Annotated in this window: 16 protein-coding genes; 7 read left to right on the top strand and 9 right to left on the bottom strand. The window is 72.7% G+C overall.

Annotated features, from left to right (window positions below; all coding sequences use genetic code 11):
- Positions 1 to 240 precede the first annotated feature (240 nt).
- Positions 241 to 1,131: a hypothetical protein gene (locus K1J57_RS02205; RefSeq protein WP_220562817.1), complete on the bottom strand. Its 891-nt coding sequence runs from the start codon at positions 1,129 to 1,131 to the stop codon at positions 241 to 243.
- Positions 1,132 to 1,203: 72 nt separating this feature from the next.
- The gene (locus K1J57_RS02200) at positions 1,204 to 2,280 is read right to left on the bottom strand and encodes a pilus assembly protein TadG-related protein (RefSeq protein ID WP_220562816.1); all 1,077 of its coding nucleotides are present in this window, start codon (positions 2,278 to 2,280) and stop codon (positions 1,204 to 1,206) included.
- Positions 2,281 to 2,653: 373 nt separating this feature from the next.
- Between K1J57_RS02200 and K1J57_RS02195 the strand changes: the two genes are divergently transcribed.
- Positions 2,654 to 3,625, top strand: a complete 972-nt coding sequence (locus K1J57_RS02195) for a hypothetical protein (RefSeq protein WP_220562815.1) — start codon at positions 2,654 to 2,656, stop codon at positions 3,623 to 3,625.
- On the opposite strand, the gene K1J57_RS02190 is transcribed toward K1J57_RS02195, so the two are convergent.
- Entirely contained in the window at positions 3,606 to 6,023 is a 2,418-nt protein-coding gene (locus tag K1J57_RS02190; protein WP_220562814.1) for a glycosyltransferase family 4 protein, read from the bottom strand. The two genes, K1J57_RS02195 and K1J57_RS02190, sit on opposite strands and share 20 nt — an antisense overlap.
- Positions 6,024 to 6,405: 382 nt before the next feature.
- Here K1J57_RS02190 and K1J57_RS02185 point away from each other — a divergent pair, with 382 nt between their 5' ends.
- Complete coding sequence (locus K1J57_RS02185; RefSeq protein ID WP_220562813.1) at positions 6,406 to 6,849, top strand: hypothetical protein; 444 nt, start codon at positions 6,406 to 6,408, stop codon at positions 6,847 to 6,849.
- A 184-nt stretch (positions 6,850 to 7,033) separates the two neighbouring features.
- Here the strand turns inward: K1J57_RS02185 and K1J57_RS02180 are convergent, their stop codons facing one another.
- Positions 7,034 to 7,411, bottom strand: coding sequence for a MerR family transcriptional regulator (locus tag K1J57_RS02180; RefSeq protein WP_338151190.1), 378 nt, complete (start codon positions 7,409 to 7,411; stop codon positions 7,034 to 7,036).
- Between the two features lie 44 nt (positions 7,412 to 7,455).
- Here K1J57_RS02180 and K1J57_RS02175 point away from each other — a divergent pair, with 44 nt between their 5' ends.
- The 4 genes from K1J57_RS02175 to K1J57_RS33925 all read left to right on the top strand — a co-directional run bounded on the left by K1J57_RS02175 (position 7,456) and on the right by K1J57_RS33925 (position 14,485).
- Positions 7,456 to 8,349 (top strand): aldo/keto reductase, encoded by an 894-nt coding sequence (locus K1J57_RS02175; protein ID WP_220562812.1) that lies wholly within the window; start codon positions 7,456 to 7,458, stop codon positions 8,347 to 8,349.
- A gap of 160 nt (positions 8,350 to 8,509) precedes the next feature.
- A complete protein-coding gene (locus K1J57_RS33930) occupies positions 8,510 to 11,794 on the top strand; it encodes a tetratricopeptide repeat protein (protein ID WP_220562811.1) in 3,285 nt (1,094 codons plus the stop codon).
- The gene (locus K1J57_RS02165) at positions 11,791 to 12,306 is read left to right on the top strand and encodes a hypothetical protein (RefSeq protein ID WP_220562810.1); all 516 of its coding nucleotides are present in this window, start codon (positions 11,791 to 11,793) and stop codon (positions 12,304 to 12,306) included. The genes K1J57_RS33930 and K1J57_RS02165 overlap by 4 nt, the downstream gene beginning before the upstream one ends.
- Before the next feature lie 190 nt (positions 12,307 to 12,496).
- Complete coding sequence (locus K1J57_RS33925; protein WP_220562809.1) at positions 12,497 to 14,485, top strand: tetratricopeptide repeat protein; 1,989 nt, start codon at positions 12,497 to 12,499, stop codon at positions 14,483 to 14,485.
- A 304-nt stretch (positions 14,486 to 14,789) separates the two neighbouring features.
- Here the strand turns inward: K1J57_RS33925 and K1J57_RS02155 are convergent, their stop codons facing one another.
- The 5 genes from K1J57_RS02155 to K1J57_RS02135 form a co-directional block, all read right to left on the bottom strand.
- Positions 14,790 to 15,272, bottom strand: a complete 483-nt coding sequence (locus K1J57_RS02155) for a hypothetical protein (RefSeq protein WP_255646790.1) — start codon at positions 15,270 to 15,272, stop codon at positions 14,790 to 14,792.
- Between the two features lie 200 nt (positions 15,273 to 15,472).
- The gene (locus tag K1J57_RS33285; protein ID WP_255646789.1) at positions 15,473 to 15,964 is read right to left on the bottom strand and encodes a hypothetical protein; all 492 of its coding nucleotides are present in this window, start codon (positions 15,962 to 15,964) and stop codon (positions 15,473 to 15,475) included.
- A gap of 45 nt (positions 15,965 to 16,009) precedes the next feature.
- Complete coding sequence (locus tag K1J57_RS33280) at positions 16,010 to 16,960, bottom strand: OmpA family protein (RefSeq protein ID WP_255646788.1); 951 nt, start codon at positions 16,958 to 16,960, stop codon at positions 16,010 to 16,012.
- A gap of 160 nt (positions 16,961 to 17,120) precedes the next feature.
- Positions 17,121 to 17,321, bottom strand: coding sequence for a hypothetical protein (locus tag K1J57_RS02140; protein WP_220562807.1), 201 nt, complete (start codon positions 17,319 to 17,321; stop codon positions 17,121 to 17,123).
- 829 nt (positions 17,322 to 18,150) lie between these two features.
- Complete coding sequence (locus K1J57_RS02135) at positions 18,151 to 19,140, bottom strand: LLM class flavin-dependent oxidoreductase (protein ID WP_220562806.1); 990 nt, start codon at positions 19,138 to 19,140, stop codon at positions 18,151 to 18,153.
- A gap of 90 nt (positions 19,141 to 19,230) precedes the next feature.
- Between K1J57_RS02135 and K1J57_RS33275 the strand changes: the two genes are divergently transcribed.
- Positions 19,231 to 19,620, top strand: a complete 390-nt coding sequence (locus K1J57_RS33275; RefSeq protein WP_260697156.1) for a helix-turn-helix transcriptional regulator — start codon at positions 19,231 to 19,233, stop codon at positions 19,618 to 19,620.
- The last annotated feature ends 7 nt before the right edge of the window (positions 19,621 to 19,627 follow it).

The raw sequence follows: 19,627 nt of genomic DNA, 5'->3' as shown, positions 1-19,627 counted from the left end.
CCTGCCCACCGGGTCTGGGCGCGGCAGTCCGCGCCCGCAGCGCAGCAGCACGTCCGCCGCGGCCACCGGGTCCAGGGTCCAGGCCGGGGCCGGGTCGGGGCCCTGCACCACCCGGTCCAGCGACCGCTCCACCCCCTCCCAGGCCGGTCGGGCGGGGAGCACCGCGACGACCAGTACCGCCACCAGTGCCAGCACGGCCGCGTACTCCGCCAGTGCGTGTCCGCGGTCCACGGCGCCCCCTCACCGCAGCCGGGGCGGCCGGCGCTCGAAGCCCCGGATGCGCCGCCGGATCCGCTCCCGCTCCCCGTGCGGGCACTCCCAGCCCCGGGCGGACAGCTCGTCGCGGATCCGGGTCAGCAGCTTCGGGGCGTGGCACTGGAGCATGTGGATCGTCACCGGCACGACCTGCCAGTCCGCCGTGCGCATCAGCGTGTACCGGGCCCGGTCGCGGCGCTCCATCCGCGGGCCGGTGTGGTGCAGCAGGCTGTCGTACTCCACCGCCAGCCGGTACCGGGGCCACCCCAGGTCGGCGTGGAGCGTCCGGTGGTGCACCCGGACCGGGCACTGCGCCTGCGGCGGGGGCAGGCCCGCCTGCAGGATCACCGCGCGCAGCCACGACTCGGCGGGGGACTGGCTCAGGGGCGACGCGTAGCCCACCGCCGTGCGCAGCCGCCGGAAGTGCGCCTCGGTGAACAGGTGCCGGTACCCCAGGACCCGTTCCGGATCGGCCAGCCCCCGGGAGAGGAAGGCGTCGATGCGCGCGGTCGCCATCGGCACCGACGGGGCCCGGGCGGTGATCTCGGCGGCGGTGCGCGCCGCGGAGGTGACGGGGATCCCCTCCACCACCACCCGGTCGGCGGCCGGCACCACCTCCCGGCGCACCGCCACCGGCAGGCCCCGCAGTGGTGTGCCCGGCGGCAGCGCCACCCGGGGCGGTGACCGGGTGACGTGCTCCTCGGGGCCGGTCAGGTCGACGCCCCACAGGTAGGCGGCGGTCAGGTCGCGCACCACCGCGTCCGGAGACAGCACGGGCACGATCGGCCGCAGTGTCCGCAGCAGCAGCTCCCGGTCCGGCAGGGGCTCGTGCGTCGACGCGGGGGGACTCTCGGTGTCCAGGGGGTCACGGGTCATGGATCCAGGTTCGGTGCGGGCCCGGGCCCGGACAAGCCCTTCTCCGAACCTGTGGACAACCCTCGCGCGCCGCTACCGCATGTTCCCCGGCCCCGCCGCCAGGTGGATGTGGTCCACGTGGTCCTGGGTGAGGTTCCCGGTGTCCTGGTGGAAGCGCCGCACCTCCATCCAGGGGCCCACCGGGTCCCCCCTGGTCGCGTTCCAGATGTGGTGGTCGTAGATCAGGCCCTTGACGCCCAGCCGGTGGGCGTTCTGGATGATCCAGTCGATCACGCCCACCGCGCTGTCGTGCATCTGCGGTGTGGGGACGGTCCCGATGGGCGCCATCATGTAGTCCACCGCCATGCCGTAGCCGTGGTCGCTGGTGGGCTCGCTGCGGTAGCCGCCCGCGGTCAGGTAGAACCCGCCGAACTCCGCCTGGAGGGTCTCGTGCACCTGGCACATGGTCGGGTGCAGCTGCCCCAGCGAGGCGCAGTCGACGATCGCCCCGGCGCCGAACACCACCCGGCTCGGGTCGAACTCGTAGCGCCCCTCCTGGTCGACCAGGTGCACGCTCACCACCCGGCGGGCCTGGTCCAGGCTGGTGACCTCGGCGCCCGAGCAGTAGATCCCGCCGTCGTCGCGCCCGCACTCGGGGAACTCCGCGATCGCGATCGCCGCGGCCGTCCCCACCCGCGTGCTCCCGTCCTCCTCGCCGTCGCACGTCACGTCGCCCCAGTGCCGTGAGCCGTCCTCCTCCAGCTCCTTCTGGCAGATGGCCCCGCGCACCTCGACCCGCACGATGTTGCCGTTGCGGCCCATGACGTTGTCGCTGGCCCGGAGATCGGTGACCACCGCGTCGTTGGCGCGGGCGTACTCCTCGGCGCGCTCCCGGGCGACCTCCTCGTCGAACAGGGGCATGGGGAAGCGCCCCTCCACCAGGTCCTCGGCCGCCGACTCCTGCAGGGCGCTCACCGCGGCCAGCGCGGCGGCGTCCGCGGCCGTCTGCACCCGCGAACGCTGGTCCCCGGCCGCCCCCACGCGCACGAACAGCAGCGTCAGCGCGAGCAGGGCCAGGGTCAGCCCGAACAGGAGCAGGATGTTGGCCTGCCCGTCGTCGCGGTGACCGAGCAGGTGGCGTCGTCGGGGGGCGGGGGTCGGCGATCCCATGCTGTCGTCCGAGGGGTGAAGGGGGCGGGCGGGGAAGGCCGCGAATGGCACGGGGTGAGCACCCGACCACGTTGGGGCCACCGGGCGCAGCCTACCCCGAGGCCCCGGCGATCGGTAGGGGGCCGGGGTTCCCTGTGGAAGGGCGGCCCGTGGCCGGGTGCGGTCGCCGGGGTGCGTCCGCCCGGGAACACGGGAAGGGTGTGTTCGGCATCGTTTCCGTGACACACCCGGCTTTCCAGCGCGTGTGTCCGACAAAAACCGACTCCAGCGGAGAGGATGGACGCTGTCCGACACATTCCGTATCAGCAGATCCACCGCCCGGCCGGCGGTGGCCCGGTGACCAGAAGGCGAGAGTATGAATCCCCGTACTCCGATGACAGCGGTAGAGCAGGACCGGTCCCTGCGCCGGATCGGGTCGGCGCTCCTGGAGGCCGCCCCGCAGGACTGGATCAAACTCCGCCTGGTGTACGCGGGCCTGGTCGACTGCGAGTCCATCCACCTGGAGGCCCTGCTCCCCGACGGCGGCCGTGTCGGCCGGGTCCCGCCCCTGGCGCTGCTCGACGAACTCCGGGAGCTGCGGGCGGGGATGGCCCGCCCCCGCACCGGGACCTGGTACACGGTCTACTACGACCTGGAGCGCCCGGCCCGCTACCGGGTCCGCTACGACCACGACAACGAACCCCACTTCGACGAGCCCCGCGACAACGACAGCTACCTGCTGGACCTGGAGCACTTCCCCCGGGACCGCGCCCACATGCCGGACTGGCTCCTGGAGCGCCTGGAGGGCGACCTGGTCCCGGAGACCGTGTCGCCGTGGATGGCGCTGGCCGCCCCCGGGGCCTCGCGCGAGGGCCGCATCGACCCGGGCGACATGACCCCGGAGGAGATGATGGACACCGTCCAGGAGATCGCCGACCGCACCGTCGCGGCGGTCTGGGGCGAGTGGAGGCAGATCGTCATCGACCACAAGGCGCTGGTCGGCGTGGCCTCCACCCGGGTGGAGGTCGCCCGCGAGGACGGCCGCGAGTGGGACCTGCTGCCGCCGGAGGCGGCCCGGCTGCTGGACCGGCTGCGCACCGGCATGTACCAGCCGGGCAAGGGCACCTGGTTCACCGCCAGGCTCACCGTCAAGGAGTCCCGCGAGATCGGCGTCCACTTCGACCACGGCAACCCGCCGGAGTTCGACGCCGAACCCGACCCCCGCGACTTCTACCGGGACGCGGTGCGCTTCCCCCGCAGCGCCGACCACATGCCCGACTGGCTGCTGGAACGGCTCGGCCGCGCCCAGCGCATGATCCGCACCGCGGACAACGGGGGCGACCCGTTCACCGGAGCCGCCGGTTGATCGCCGACCACAGGTGCACGTCGGCCACGGTGACCTTCAGGTCGCCGTTGGCCAGCGGCGACGCGGTCACCGAGCGCACGTAGGGGCCGTGGTTCCAGCGCCGGGCGGTGTGCCCGAGCACGCTCCCGGCGCCGATCCGGCTCAGCGCCCCGGCCGGGCCGACCAGCAGCCGCACCTGCCAGGTCGCCCGCAGGCCGTCGGTGCCGGTGTACTCGGGGCGGGCCAGCAGGGGCGGCGTCCCGGTCAGCAGGCGGCCCTCCACGTCCAACGGGTACCGCTGCCCGGCGTCGGAGCCCCGCACCACCTCCACCGCCGCCGCGACCCCCTCGGGCAGGGCGTCAGTGAGCCGGACCGCGAACCGGAGCCGGTCGCCCCGGGCGGTGGCGCGCACCCGCACGTCCTCGACCTCCACGGTGGGCGCCAGCGGCGAGGTCCGCAGCCCCAGCCGGTCGTTGACCGTGTAGTAGGGGCGCACCCGCGACCCCGGCCCGCGGGCGGGGCGCACGTCCTGGGCCGGGTACTCGATGATCTTCTTGTACCCGACGACCCCGGGCAGGTGGCGCCCCACACTGCACTCGGTGCCGTTGGACAGCACCAGCCGCATCTCCCAGGTCTCGGAGTCGCCGTGGCGGCCGCGCACCACCGCCGCCGGGTCGATGACGGCGGTGAACAGGCCGCCGATCGCCACCGGGGACGAGAACTCCCGCAGGGTCCGGGGCGAGTTGCGCAGCCGCACCACCATGCGGGCGCGGGCGTCGGCCTCGTCGTGCCCCAGCACCCGGCCCTGGACGGTGATGAGCCCCTCGGCGACCTCCACGTGCTCGACCTCCGCGTGGTGGGCCGACCGGCGCACATGCAGCAGCAGGCCGCCCTTGGCCGAGCGGGTCGGGATCACCAGGGACAGCTCCGGCGTCCGCTTGGGCGCCAACGGGTAGCCCTGCTGGTGGATCTCCAGGTCCCGCACCGGGGTGATGGCGTCGCCGTCGACCCGGGTCACCTCCCAGGTGACGGCGGCCAGCCGCTCCCTGGCCGGGTCCACCACCACCTGCCCCCGCCAGTCCGGGGCCAGGGTGACGCGCTGCCCGGGGCGCACCAGCTCGACCAGGTCGGGCGGGTCGGTGAACGACAGCGTCACCAGCCCGTCGCCGCCGGCGCGCACCCGGCAGGAGACGGGGGGCTCGGTGCGCGGCGCCGGGACCGGGACCGGGGGAGCGACGTCGGAGGCGGTCAGCGGCGTCCCGGCCAGGTCGGAGAACAGGCCCTCGTGCAGGCGCACCACGTTCGCCGGGTCGAACCGCTCGGAGTCGGCCAGCGCCGCCGCCGACATGCGCTGCCGCAGCCGGTCGTCGGCCATGAGCCGGGACATGCCCTCGGCGATGCCCTGCACGGACTTGTTGGGCACCAGGAAGCCGTCCTCCTGGTCGCGGATGATGGAGGCTGGCCCGTGCGGGCAGTCGGTGCTCACCACCGGCAGGCCCGAGCGCATCGCCTCCACGATGGTCATCCCGAACGGCTCCTCGCTGGAGGTCACCGCGGCGAACGCCCCCTGCGCCCACGCCTCCTCCACGTGCGTGTGCGGGCCCATGAGCCACACCCGGTCGTGCAGCCCCAGGGAGCCGACCAGCCGGGCCAGCGTCTTGCGCCGGTCGCCGCGGCCGTAGATGCGCAGCGTCCAGTCGGGGTACTCCTCGGCCAGCGACGCGAACGCCTTCACCAGCAGGTCGTGCCGCTTGCTGGGTGCCAGCCGCCCGGCGGAGACGATGGTGCGGCTGTTGTGCCCGTTGGTGGTGAACGGCGGGGCCGGGACCGAGTTGGGGATGGACAGCACCCGCACGCCCGGCAGCGGCATGTTCCGGGCGTAGGTGCGGGCGTCGGCCTCGGTGACGGTCACGAAGGCGTCCAGGCCCGGATACTCCTCGGCCATGACGCGTCGCAGCGATCCGGAGTGCTGCTCGTAGGTGAGGTGCTCCTGCCCGACCTTGACCACGCGGTCGGGGGCGCACCGGGCGATGACGACGTTGAGCCCGGGCCGGGTGCCGACGACGACGTCGGCGTCGGTGGTGGACAGGTACTGCTCGAGCCGGTCGTCGGTGAGCCTGCTGTGGGTCGAGCCCCGGGAGTCCTCGGGCGGGAAGAGGACGGGGGGAAGGCCGGCCCGTTCCGACCCCTCGTACAGCGGCCGGCCGCCCACCCCGGTGGAACCGTCGTGGTCGCGCACGTCGACGAGCGGGCGCAGGGCCACCCCCGGGGGCACGGGCAGGGCGGGCTCGTCGCGGTGGCGGAACACCGAGACGATCTCCACCTCGTGCCGGGCGGCCAGGGCCGCCGCCTGGTTGGCGACGGTACGGATGGTGCCACCGATGCCGTACATGTCGTTGATCAGATAAGCGATCTTCACCTGGCCCCCGTGTTCTCGGGGCCGGTCCGCGCCCCCGCACGGACCGGTCCCGGTCGTCGCCCACCCGTACCGGACGCCCCGCCGCCGAGGCGGGCGGAGCGGTGCGGGAATGAACAGGCTAAGAGCGGCGGCCACCCCCGACGTGCGGTCCTGTGAACTCCTGCCGGAAGGTTTGCCACGGTATGTCGGTGTTTTGCACGCTGTTCACAGGGCCGCCGGCGCGGGTCCGCAGGACACGGAGGGCGGCCCCGGGGCCGCTCCGGGCCCGTGCCGCCGCTCCGGCCCGCGCTCGTCCGCCGCGGACCCGTATCCGTCGGGACTGCCCCCGGAGCACGGTGACCTAACCTGGTCCGCGCACCCCCGTCGTACGAAGGACCGGCCCATGCCCGAACGCCCCTCGCCCGTCGCCACCGTCCGCCTGGCCCACAGCAGGCGCCGGAACCACACCGGTCAGTCGGTGACCGTCAAGGTGCGGCGCCCGGCCACGGGGGCGGTGATCCACCCGGTGGTCTGCCCGACCTGCGAGGAGGAGTTCACCGTCGAGGTCCACAGCCTGGAGTCGATCAGGGACCGCGTGCGCCCCAGGCGCCTGGTGCGGGGCGGCGCGCTGCTCGCCCTGGCGGTCGCGCTCCTGGCCGCCGCCGTGGCGGCCTACCCGAACATCTCGCTGACCTACTCCTGGGCGGGGGTCGCCGTCTTCCTCGCGGTCGTGGCGGTGGTCCACCTGGCGGGCACCCGCCATGACCAGGGCCTGGGCACCCTGCGCAGGGCCGCGGACGACCGCGCCCTGCCCCTGGCCGGCTTCGCCGGGCACTTCCTCTTCTGACCCGAGCGCCGGCCCGGGCCGGCCGATGGCGGGCGGCCGGGACCCGGGGCGCGTGCGCGGTGCCGCCCGTGCCTCCGGGGTCCGTACCGGGCCCCGCGGGCCCCTCGTCGGCCCACCGGGGCCGTTCGCCGCGCAGGCGCCCTCGGGGAGGACGGACCCCGCGGCGAGGGCCCGCCGTGCGCGCTCAGCCCGCCGCGGCGCCGGTCCGCGCCTCCGGGCGCAGCGCCGCGACGGCCCTCCGGTGCCGGGCGAGCCGCGCCAGCTCGTCGTCCATGCGCTCCAGCTCCCGTGCCAGCAGCGGGTCCAGGCAGGGCTCCACGTCGCCCCCGCCGCCGCACGCGCACTCCAGAACAGTGCGGATGACCTTGGTGCCCAGCCCCGCCTCCAACAGGCGGCGGATCCGGTGCACCGTCTCCACGTCACCGGGCTCGTACACCCGCTGGCCCGCCGCCGTGCGCCGCGGCGCCAGCAGCCCCTGCTCCTCGTAGTACCGGAGCAGCCGCACGCCGACACCCGTCCGCGCGGCCAGGTCCCCGATCCGCATTCCGGTGATCCGTGCCACGTCCCCTTGCCCCTCTCACCGATGTCAGCTCTTAACGTCCTCGCATGACAGAGAACACCACGGGCACCATCGAGCGGAACACCGCCCCCGCGCACTCCCTCTCCACCTCCCGGATCGGCCTGGGGACCATGCGCTTCGCCGACGCCCCGCACCGGCGGTCCGGGGCCACGGCCCCCGTCTGGAGCGCCCCCACCGACCGGGACGACCTCATCGCCCTGCTGCGCCGGGCCCTGGAGCTGGGCATCGACCACTTCGACACCGCCGACGCCTACGCCCTGGGCGAGGGCGAGCGGCTGCTCGGGGAGGCGCTGCGCGGCACGGGCGCCACCATCGCCACCAAGGTCGGCGTCACCCGGCCGGGCCCCGGGGAATGGGTGCCGCTGGGCCACCCCGCCTACCTGCGCCAGCAGGTCGAGGCGAGCCTGCGCCGCCTGGGCACCGACACGATCGACCTGCTCTACCTGCACCGCGTCGACCCGGCCGTCCCGGTCGAGGACCAGGTGGGAGCCCTGGCACAGGCGCAGCGGGAGGGGAAGGCGCGGGCGATCGGGCTGTCGGAGGTGGACGTCGCCACCCTGGAGCGCGCGCACGCGGTCGCCCCGATCTCGGCCGTCCAGAACCTGTACAACCACGCGGCCCGCGACCACGACCCGGTGGTGGACCGCACCGCCGAGCTGGGCATCGCGTTCGTGCCGTTCTTCCCGGTGGCGATGGGGGAGGCGGTGGCCGCCTCGCCGGTGGCGCAGGTCGCCGCCGAGACGGGGGCGAGCCCCGTCCAGGTGCAGCTGGCCTGGCTGCTGCGCCGGGGCGCCCACATCCTGCCGATCCCGGGGACGACCTCGGTCGGCCACCTGGAGGAGAACGCCGTGGCCGCGCGGCTGGAGCTGACCGACGACCAGGTCCGCCGCCTCGACGCCCCGCCGGCGGAGGCGGGCTGACCGCCCGCCACCGCCCGTGCCCCGTGGCCGCTCCCGGCCACGGGGCCGGAGCCCCGGCACCGTCCGTGTCCCCCCTGGCGTCCTAGAGGTGTTGCCGAGGAGAACACGACGGAGGTCGCACATGTCGGAGTCGTCCGGGAGACGCAGGGGGCTCGAGGGTATGCCCGCGCAGTGGCGCGATGACGTCACGGGCTGGAGGCAGGGCTCGTACGAGACCCTGCCCGACGGCACGCCCCCGACCGTCGGTCAGTGGGGCGACCCGACGAATTGGGGGGTGCGCCGCCCCGTCGTCACCACCGACGGAACGGCGGTGGTCCCGCCCTACGTCCCCCGCGACTTCGACGGCCGGCTCCGGGCGGCCGTGGACGCGGGCGGGCTCGTCCTCCTGACGGGTGAGAGGACCGCGGGCCGGTCCCGCAGCGCCTACGAGGCCGTGTCGCACCTGACCGACCACACCCTGCTCATCCCCCGTCCCGGGGCCGGGCTCGCACACCTGTGGCGGGAGGCGGACCGGCACTCCCGGTGCGTGCTGTGGCTGGACGGCGGCATCCAGTGGCTGTGGCTCGGCATGGATCCGGCGAACCCCGCGGAGGAGCTCGCCCGCTTCCTCGACACCCCGCTGGGCGGCCACCGCCTGCTGGTAAGGACCCTCTCCCAGGACGAGCGGTCCCTGCTGGCCAGGGCGGGGAGCATGACATTGCCCTCGTACGCGGTTCAGACCGCCACGCGGCCGGCCGGGCTGGAGGAGGGTGAGGAGGAGGACCTGAAGGAGTACATGGACACCCTCATGCGTTCCTCTCCCGGTCGGGCCGTGGAAGCGGAACCGGACCGGGCGGTCGAGGTGATGGTGCCCCGGGCCCTGTCGGAGGCCGAGTGCGACCGCGTGCGGGAGGTGCGATCCTGGTCGGGGGACGACCGGTTCGACCGGGTCCTCAAGAACAGCGGCCGCTACGGCTTCGCCTCCTGCATCGAGAACACCGACCTGCTGGCCGACCGCTGGGACCGGGCCCGGTCCGCCGACCCGGCCGTCGGCGGGACACCCCGCCCCCGGGGCGTCGCCCTGGTCACCGCCACGGCTCTGGTGTACAGCCGCGGCTTCCAGGGGACCGTTCCCCGGGAACTGGTGGAGCACCTGCACACGAGGTTCCTGGAGGAACGGCCGAGCGGGTCGGGTCCGGTCCCCGAAACGCTGGAGGAGGCGTGGGCCTGGGCGACCGAGGCCGTGGCCGAGTCCTCGCCCATGGCCCGGCTCTCGTTCTCGTCCGGGCCGATGGCGATGTTCGAGGCCCTGTTGGTCCCCTTCGAAGGTGACGGCGTCGGCATATCCCCACGGGTGCTGAACGAGGTCTGGAGCCTGTACCCGGACGACATCCCGATCACGGACGAGGAGTTCGACCGCATCCTGGGATACGCGTCCACCATCGGCTCGGCCTCCGGCCTGGGGCGCGACGCCTCGGGGCGTTCGCGTTACGACTTGGCGGAACGCGCCTACCGTAAGGCGGTCGGACTGCGCGCGGCCACCGTGGGCCCGGACGACCCGGTGCTCCTGGAACTCCGGGACTCCCTGGGAACGGTGCTGACCTTCGGGGGGCGTCTCACCGAGGCCTCGGCCGAGCTGGAGGGGGTCGCCCGCGCACGGCTCCGCATCCTGGGAGAAGCCCACGAGGACACGGTGTCGACCCGGTATTTCCTGGCGCTGGCGCTGCACCGGGCAGGCCGCCTCGAAGAGGCCCTTCCCGAGGCCGAAGCGGTTCGGGAGGCGCGTCTGCGCCTCTTGGGCGAGGACCACCCGGACACGGTGGCGGCCAGGAACCAGCTGGGCATGACCCTGGCCCTGCTCGGGGAGCACAGACGGGCCCGGGCCGAGTTCGAGGCCACCGTGGAAGTGCTGAGCCGGAGCGCGGGCGAGGACGCTGAGAACACCCTGTGGACCCGGTTCCGCCTCGCGCAGTCCCACGTGGGCCTGAAGCGGCTGTCCACCGCACGTGCTCAACTGCGGGAGATCCTCGACACGGCGGTGCGCGCCCTGGGCGAAGAACACCCGCTCATCCCGGCGGCCATGTGGGAGCTGGCGGTGGTCTCCTCGCGCGAAGGTCTGCACCGGGAGGCCGAGGCCGGGTTCCGGGCCCTGTGGGAACTGCGGTGTCGCACGATGGGCGAGGAGCACCCGGAAAGCCAGAGGGCCCGGTTCGAAACGTTGATGGACGGCTACGAGGCCGAACGAGCCGAAGGCGGTGACGTCGACCGGATCGGCCTGGAGGCGGAACTGCGGGACATCGCGGCCGTCCTGGACCGCCGACCCGATGCCGCCGATCCCCTCAAAGTGAGGGCCCGGAACACCCTGGTGACGGTACTGGTCAACGCGGGACGCTGGTCGGAGGCCGAGCCCGAGGCGCACTCGCTGTACGAGATCCGCTCACGGATGTCGGGCCCCGACGACCCCCTCGTGTTGGCGGACCGCCACCGGCTCGGCCGGGTGCTGTCGTCCCTGGGGCGGAAGGAGGAGGCCCTCACCGAATGGCGTGCGGTGTACCAGGACCGCGCCCGAGTGCTGGGCGCCGACCACCCGGACACCCTGGCCTCCCGGTACGCCATGACCACGGCGTTGCGGGACGCCGGGTGCTATGAGGAGCACTACACCGAGGCCGCCGCGGCTCGGGACGACCTCATCCGCGACCTCGGGGAGGACCACCCGGACCTGGTGGCCTACCACCAGGACCTCGCGATGACGTCCTGGCGGCTGGGGCGGATGGACGAGGCGGAGTGCGGGTTGCGGAAAGCCCTCGAAGTGTGGCGTCGTGACGCCGGGGAGGAGCACGAGACCACGCTCGAGCTCCGCAGCCGGCTGGCCGAACTGCACCGGGTGCAGGAGCGCTACGAGGAGGCGGCGGCCGAGTACCGGGGGCTTCTGGAGGTCCGGGCTCGGGCGGCGGGCCCCGAGAACGAGGAGGCGCTGGCCGACTGGAGCGGACTGGCCCTGGCGCTGGAGGATCTGGGCCGGTACGAGGAGGCGCTGACCGAGTACCGGGCGATGTGGGAGGCCTCGGCGCGGGTCCTGGGCGCGGAACACGAGGAGACCCTCTGGGCTTGGGAGAGGCAGGTACTGGTGCTGCACGAGGCGGGCCGGTTCGCGGAGGCCGAAGCCGGACTCCGCGAGATGCTGGAGGTCCGGACCCGTGTGTCGGGTCCCGAGCACGCCGACACCCTCTGGGCCCGGAGCAGGCTGGCCCTGGCCTGGAAGCGGTTGGAGCGGTACGAGGAGGCGGCCGCCGAGAACCGGGCGGTGTGGGAGATCAGGGTCCGGGTGCTGGGGCCCGACCATGAGGACACCCTGCGCAGCGAGCAGCGCATGAACGAGGCGCTCCGGGCGGCCGCGACCGAACCCGCCGCCGGTGCCGCCGACGCCCTGGATCGGGACGCCCAGGACCAGGAGGGGACATCGTGACGCGGGGGCGCCGGCGCGGGCACCCCGCCCTGTGGGGGATCGCGGGGGTCTCGGCCGCGGGCGCCCTGACGGCGGCCCTGGTGGTGCTGCTCGACGGGGACGGGACCGGCCCCGCCGTGGACCGGCGGCGGACCCTGGCGGAGGAGATCGCCTGCGCCGACGTGATCGTGGAGGGCGAGGTCAGCGCGGTGGAGGCGGTGACGGAACCGCGCGGGGAAGGTCCGAGGGCGGCGGAGGAGCCCCTGGTGGAGGTGACCATCGCCGTGCGGGAGTGGGTCAAGCCCGCCTCCGGAGGGGAGACGGCGCGGGTGACCGTCCCGGACCCCGCCTACGCGGACCCGCTGGAGGCGCTCGCGGTGGGGACGGACGTGTTCGTCACGGTGCCCCGGTCGGCCGGGGCACCGGCGGGCATCCACCAGGGCGCCGACGTCCCGGCCGCGCGGGAGGAGGTCGAGGGGGAACTCGCCCGCGCTGGGGAGGCGGCCTGCCCGCCGGAGTGGGGCGGGCCGTGACCGCATCCGGCCCTCCCGGGCGAACGTCCACCGCGGCCGGAGGCCGGGCGGTAGCCTCGTCCTGCGTCCCGGGCGTCCGCGGCGCGGGGGCGGCGACGGTGCGCGGGCCGGAACGGCCGGAGGCGGCCGCGGGGCCCCCTCCGGGGAGACCGGAGCGGGTCCCCGACCGGGGCGGCCCGCGGAGAGGACGGTGGGGATCGTGATGCCGCTGCGGGCCGCCGCGCTGCTGGGAGCGGTCATGGGCATGCGCCGCTGCGGCTACCCGTGGCCGCTGCGCCGCTCGGCCGTGGAGGAGCTGCACACCCGCTACCTGCCCGAGGACGCGGACCCCGGAGCCGGGGACGACGCCCTGACCAGAGAGCTCGAGTCCCTCGCCGAGGCGTGGGAGTGGCTGACCGCCCCCCGGGCGCGGATGCCGCGGCTGTTCCTCACCGCCGACACGGTGACCGGCATGGACCCGGAGCCGCCCCGCGGGTACACAGACCAGGTCCCGGACGCGGAGTTCCAGATGCTCCTGGGATGCTCCTCGCGGGAGGAGGCCCTGCACATCGCCCGCACGCAGCTCGCCGACGGCGCCCTGCGGCAGGCGGAGTCCGCCTACCGGCGGGTGCGCAGGCTCCGGGGCCGCGCCCGCCGCGACGAGCGCAGGGCCGGCTTCGCCCCGCAGCGGGAGCGGTTGCAGGACCGGGCCCGGCAACGGGCACGAACGCTGGGACCGGAGGCCCCCGAGACCCTGGCGGCCCGGGAGGAACTGGCCGCACTGCTGTGGGAGCACCGGCGCGAATCCGCCGTCCCGGAGTACCGGGCGGTGTGGCAGGGGCGGCTGCGCACCCTCGGCCCCGACCATCCGGACACCCTGGCCGCCCGCCAGAGCCTGGCCCTGACGCTGCGCGCGCTCGCCCGTCCGGAGGAGGCCGGGGCCGAGATCGGCGAGGTCCTGCGGGACCGGCGTCGGGTCCAGGGGGCGGACCACCCGGACACCCTCAAGGCCTGGGAGCTGGCCTGCCGGGTCGACGAGGACCTGATGCGGCGGGGCGCGCGGGACCGCGGCACCGGGCCGGGAACGATGCCCGACCGGGAGCCGGACCGGCTCCCGGACCTGGAATCGGGACTGCTCTCCCTGGTGGTGGCCTCCTGCCGGGTGCTGGGCCCGGACCATCCGGACACCCTGGCCCGCCGCTGGGACCTGGGCCGGATGCCCCGGTGGCGCGGGGCCGAGGCGGAGTCGGCGTTCGAGCTCGCCCCGGTGGTCGAGACCGCCGAACGCGTCCTGGGGGCGGGCCACCGGCAGGTGCGGCGCTACCACCGGGAGTGGACGGCCGGCCTGCGCGACGTGGCAGCGCGGCACCCGGAGCACCGGGCCGCGGTCGCCGACCTCGTCCAGGCCCTGGTGCGGAGGCTCGACGGGGCGCTGGGCGAGGACCATCCGCACACCCTGGCGATGCGGACCGAGCTGCTGCGCGCGCTGCGGTGGGACCCGGCACGGCAGGAGGCCGGGCTCACCGGCGCGATGGAGTCGCACCGGCGCGCCCTGGAGGCCGCCGACCCGCCGGGAGTGACGCCGGACGCGGGCCCGGAGGCGGCGCCGGACACGGACGAGGCGGAGACGATGGTGCGGCGCCTGGAGGCCTACCGGGCCGCCGCGTCGGAGACCGTGCGAGCGCTGACCGAGGCCGGCCGGCTGCCGGGGCGGGAACCCGGCGACCAGGAACGCCTGGACCTGCTGTTCGTCGCCGCCTGGACGCTGAGCGACATGGGGATCCACGACGAAGCGGTGCTGGGGCTGCGGGCGATCGTGCGGGGCTACCTGCTGCGGCACGGCGAGCGGGACCCGGACACCTGGCGGGTCTGGCAGGCGCTGGTGGTGACGCTGGTCCGGGCGGGCGGCCGGGAGAACCTGGAGGGCGCGGCTGCGGAACTCGGCGACCTGGTGTCGGCCCAGACCCGGGCGCTGGGCGCCGACCACTCGGAGACCCTGCGGGTCCGCAGCCGCATGGCGGCGACGTGGGCGAGCCTGGGCCTCCTGGAGGAGGCGGAGGCCGAGTACCGGGAGGTGCTGGCGGCGCTGCGCCGCGTCGCCGGACCGGAGGCCCAGGAGACCCTGGACGTGGAGCAGCACCTGGCCGAGGTGATCGGCTTCATCGAGGAGGAGGCCGAGCGGGAGGAGACCCAGCCCTGACCGGTGTCCCCGGCCGGGCGGGTGCACGCGTCGCGCGTGGGGCAGGGGGAGGGGCACGGGGGCGGGGGCGGGGCGGGCGGCTCCGTCGATGGGAGCGGCCACGGCACCCACGGTGGTGAGTGCGCGGAGGGGGCGGGAGACCCGGGGTTCTGCTGCGCGACTCCCTGAACCGAGGGGTATTCGGCCTGCCCGGGGGACGGGGTGGGCCGGGCCCGGCTTCGAGCCGTGCCGGAAGCGCATGGGCTCCCACCACCGCCGAGAGCGGATGGATCCGGCAGGGGCCACGGCGCTGGTCGGATCCCGGTCAGTAGGAGCCGCTGCCCTGCCAGTAGGACCAGGCCACACACGGGGTTCCGTGGGTGTCCCTGATGTGCCCGAGCCCCCACTCGATCTGGGCCTGGGCGCTGTCCCGGAACCCGGATGGCAGGTTGCCGTGCACCCCCGGGACGAACCCGGAAATGCCGACCGCCCCCGTATCCGGGTCGGTGACCGTGTGGTCCCAGTGCGACATAGCCCCCCAGAGGTTGCTCAGGCACTGCCACTCGGCGTCCTGCCAGCCGTAGCCCTCGGCGAGGGATCGGGCGATGTTCTGGTTGTCGACCCGGTTCGGGTTGCCCTGGCCCCACTCGTACGACTCCGGCGCCTCCGGCCGATCGGCCTCGGTCCAGGTCTCCCCACAGGAGGGGCCGCGCACCAGGCACACCATCTGCCGCACGCCTTCGTTGAAGGTCCTGCTCAGCTCCAGCTGGTACACCGCGACCATGACGGCGGCGACGAGGATGAGCACGGCCGCCGTCTCGGTCAGTGCCGCGCCCCGGTCGCCGCCATGGGGGTTCGCGGGCCACAGCCAACGCCAGAGGCGCGGGGGTCCACTGCGTTCCCCCGCACGCCCCGCAGGCCGCGAAGGCGACGGCCTCCGCGGTTCCCCGAAGTTCGTGTGCCGGGAGCCAGACAAATCATTCTCCAGAAGGTTTTGGTCGGGGGCGGTCAGGAAATGGGAATGTTCTCGATCGGCTCGAACCCGGGAATCTCCAAGGTGATGCTCTCGACATCGGAGGGGACGGAGAACATCGACCAGTATGAGACCTTCTCTCCGGGACTCACCCACTCTTTGAAGGCCGACGAGCTGTCTCCTGAGCACAGGCAGGAACCGGATTCGTCCATGATGGGATGGAATCTTGACGATCCGTCTGCGGCCATGGCGGTCACTCCGGCGTAGTTGGCGCCTGAGTAAAGATATGACCTCCCGGCGAGCCAGGTCAGAGTGACTCGATCGCTTCCTGTGTTCTCAATGCTCCACGTGATGGACAGTATATTCCCGGCCTCGTTCCTCTCTGCGATGTTGGCTTCTGCGACGAGGTTGCTCGACTGGGTTTCATTCCCAGTGGCAGACCCAAGGGAATCGAGATCTCTCGGCTTCGATGCGGGGGCCGCCGAGCTGATTCCCGCTGACATGGTGGCGGCTACGAGAACGGCCATGCAGAGAGTGCTTGCTGCTTTTCTTCTTTTTCGCTTCATGGTCGCCTACTTTTCGAACGTCACGCTGACACGGCGATTTCTCTCTCGTCCTTCTTCCGTGCTGTTGTCGGCGATCGGGTCGCTCGATCCATGGCCGGCGACTTCGAAATCGACTCCAGATCGTGTCAGGAGATCCGCCAGTGCCTCCTTGACCGACTCGGCTCGTTCCTCGGAGAGCGGGACGTTCGTCGCATCGCTTCCCGTGTTGTCGGCGTGGCCGTCGATTTTCACGGTCGTGGCCGACGAGTCGTCGATCTCCAGGGCGACCTGCTCCAGTATCTCTTCTGCTTCAGAGTTCAGTTCGGAGCTGTTGGTCTCGAAAAGCACGTCGGAGGACAGGATGATGCTCACTTCCTCGCCGCTCTCGGTGCGACCGGTTTGATCCTCCAGGTTGTCCGATATCATCGTCAGGTTGAGTATCTGGGCGTCCGCCAGGCTTATATTCTCCATTCTTTCCGTGGAGTCGCTGATGGGTACGTCCATGATCGGTGGAGCCAGCGGTACCACGACCGTCATCTGTTCTAGGTCGACCGGGGGTTCTGGGTATATAACCCAGATCTCCTCGCTTTCCCCTGCCGGTATGGGGCCTTCCAGGGGTGGGGAGCAGAAACATTGTCCATTGCTCTGGTCGTAGCTGAGGTATCTTTTTTGATTGCTTGCATCGACCAGGGATACCAGGCTTGCCGTGTTCGGGTCGTTCGGCTCGGATAGGCCGTCGAAAAGCGATATGCTTTCCGTGGATTTATTGGACACCTGTAGGCGAAGTCTCAGTGCGTCGCTTTCCAGTCGCTCTAGGGCCACAACGCCGATCTCGAGGTCTTGGCCCAGGGGTGTGGTGGTCGTCGCCGCGTGGGCGATCGGGTTCCCCTCGGTGTCCCCTCCCTGCGCATCGGGTGGATTGCTTTCTAGGGTTCCGGCGTCCTCCGGTCGGGGGGTGCTTCCGTCTTCTGGGGACACCACACATGCGGTCAGCGTCAGGAGAAGTGTTGCTGTTACCCCGGAAGAGAATGCCTGTCTTCTTTTGTTCGGGGTGGAGGGTTTGGAAAGCAAGCGGTTCTCGTTTGTTCGATGCTTCGCCCGGACTATGGGGCCTTCGTTCTTTGTTCTTCTGTCCGGGTCAGGGGCCGCTGAGGATCTCGGAGACGGCCGTACCGATCGACCCACTGATGTTCTCGGGAATGCCGAGGCCCCAGATGAGGGTGGCGGCGGCGGCGATGAGAAGAAGGATGGCCGCGTACTCGATGATGGTGGCGCCGGTGTCGTTCTTCTTGGACGGGGGGACGATCAGGGCGCTCAGGGTCGCCCACAGCTTGCTCATTGGCGTCTTCACAAGGGGTCAGCTCCTTGGGGGAGGAGATCCGGGGCGACGGGCCACGTCCTCGTGGCCCGCGGCCGGGCATCTCTTCGGCCTGGTGGCCTTCATCAAGGTGAACCAAGGGTAAGGATTCACCGGTGTCAACGACTCGGCTACGGGGCGAGGCTCCTGCTCGCGCAGCCGCCTCGGGGTTCTCACTATCCTGCACATGTCCCGGGCATACGCCCTGTACCTGTCCAGAAGAGGTCATCCTCCTTCACGATGCCCGTCGATCCCGGCCACCACACCTTGTCCACAGGCCCTCTCGGCTCCGTTGAAAACGCAGGTGGGGACGCCTCTCGCGGTTCCGATCGCCCTTCCGGGTGCGGAACCGCATTCGGGTGGAGCGCCCATGAACACGTATAACGGTCGGTGCCCGACGGGTCACCATCTTCTCAGCCGACACGTGAGGCGTCACTACTTGTCCGGTGATCGGTGGGCGATCGTGCCTATGACCGGTGCGAATGCGGTCGTCCGCGAGCGCGGAGGGGATTCGGGGGCGCTTTCTTCACCCGGCTCGGGGCCGGGGGACGGCGAGAGTTCACGTCCTGGAAGGATTCCCTGCTCCGGCGGGGATGCTCACGGTCGGCACCGGGGGGACACCCGGCTCTGCCGTGAGAGGCGTCGCCGAACGGACCCGGGGCCGGTCCGGGCACACCGAAGGGCCGGGCACCCACCCGCGGGGTGCCCGGCCCTTCGTCTTCCCCACCCGGGGGAGGCGGCCGGCGCCGCCTGCCAACAGCGCCCAACGGCCGCCACCCTTGCCCGGTGCCCCCCGGGGCGGGGACGGGACTCAGCCCAGACCGGCGACCTCCGCCAGCAGCTCGAAAGAGCGCAGGCGAGCCTCCTTGTCGTAGATCATCGACGACACCATCAGCTCGTCCACACCGGTGTCGGTGACGAACAGCTCGAGCTTGCGGCGCACCGTTTCCGGGGAACCCACGAACGAGTAACGAAGCATGTGGTCCAGGCGTTCCCGCTCCCCGGGACGCCACATGGTGTCGAGCGAGTCCACCGGCGGGCGCAGCAGCCCGCGCGCCCCGCGCAGCGTTCCCAGGAAGGCCTGCTGCATGGTGCTGAACAGGCGCCGGGCCTCCTCGTCGGTGTCGGCGACGAACGCGTTCACCCCCGCCATCGCGTACGGCGTCTCCTGCTGGCGCGAGGGGGTGAAGTTCTCCCGGTACGCCTTGAGCGCCTCGTACAGGGCGTCGGGCGCGAAGTGGGAGGCGAAGGCGTACGGCAGCCCCAGCTGCGCGGCCAGCTGGGCGCCGAACAGGCTCGACCCCAGGATCCACAGCGGCACCCGCAGGCCCTCGCCGGGGATGGCTCGCACCGGCTGGCCGGGGTCGGCGGGCTCGAAGTAGGACTGGAGCTCCTGCACGTCGTGCGGGAACGCGGAGGCGGCGGAGTGGTCGCGGCGCAGCGCCATCATGGTGCGCGGGTCGGTGCCCGGGGCCCGGCCCAGGCCCAGGTCCACGCGGCTCGGGTAGAGGGACTCCAGGGTGCCGAACTGTTCGGCGATGACCAGCGGCGAGTGGTTGGGCAGCATGACGCCGCCGGCGCCGATGCGGATGGTCGAGGTGCCCTCGGCGATGAAGCCGAGGGAGACGGAGGTGGCGGCGCTGGCGATCGCCCGCATGTTGTGGTGCTCGGACAGCCAGAAGCGCCGGTAGCCGAGCGATTCCACGTGTCGGGCCAGGTCGCGGGCGTCGCGCAGGGCCTGCCCGGGTGTGGACCCCTCGGAGATGCCGGCATGGTCGAGCACGGACAGGGTGATGGGCATGCTTGTCCCTCGGTGTTCGATGATCGTCGAATATCGAAGATACACCCGTCCCACTATGCTGGTGCGAAACGCCGGTGTGAGGAGGTTCGCGTGGCGGCGAGGGAGCAACACCATCCACCGCTCGACGGGGTCGAGCTGGTGACGGTGCTGGCCGCGCTGGCCGAACCCACCCGGCTGAAGATCGTGCGCATGCTCGCGGCCAGGGACGGCGAGCGCGCCTGGAAGGACATCGACCTGCCGATCGCGCAGTCCACGCTGAGCCACCACCTGAAGATCCTGCGCAACGCGGGTCTGGTGCAGAGCCGCACGGAGGGCACCCGGTGCTTCATCTCGCTGCGGGACGGGGACGTGTCCGAGCGGTTCCCTGGGCTGCTGGAGACGGTGCTCTCGTGTGAGCGGGGCGCGCTCGCCTGCGGGGACACGGTGTCCTCGGACACAGGCGCGGACGCGGCCGCGGAGGCGGCGGTCCGGCCGGTCTAGTCGGCCC

This window comes from Nocardiopsis sp. MT53, from assembly GCF_019598965.1.
GTDB classification, from domain to species: Bacteria; Actinomycetota; Actinomycetes; order Streptosporangiales; family Streptosporangiaceae; genus Nocardiopsis; species Nocardiopsis changdeensis.
Note: the sequence above shows the minus strand (reverse complement) of the source record. Positions and strands in the feature narration are given on the sequence as shown.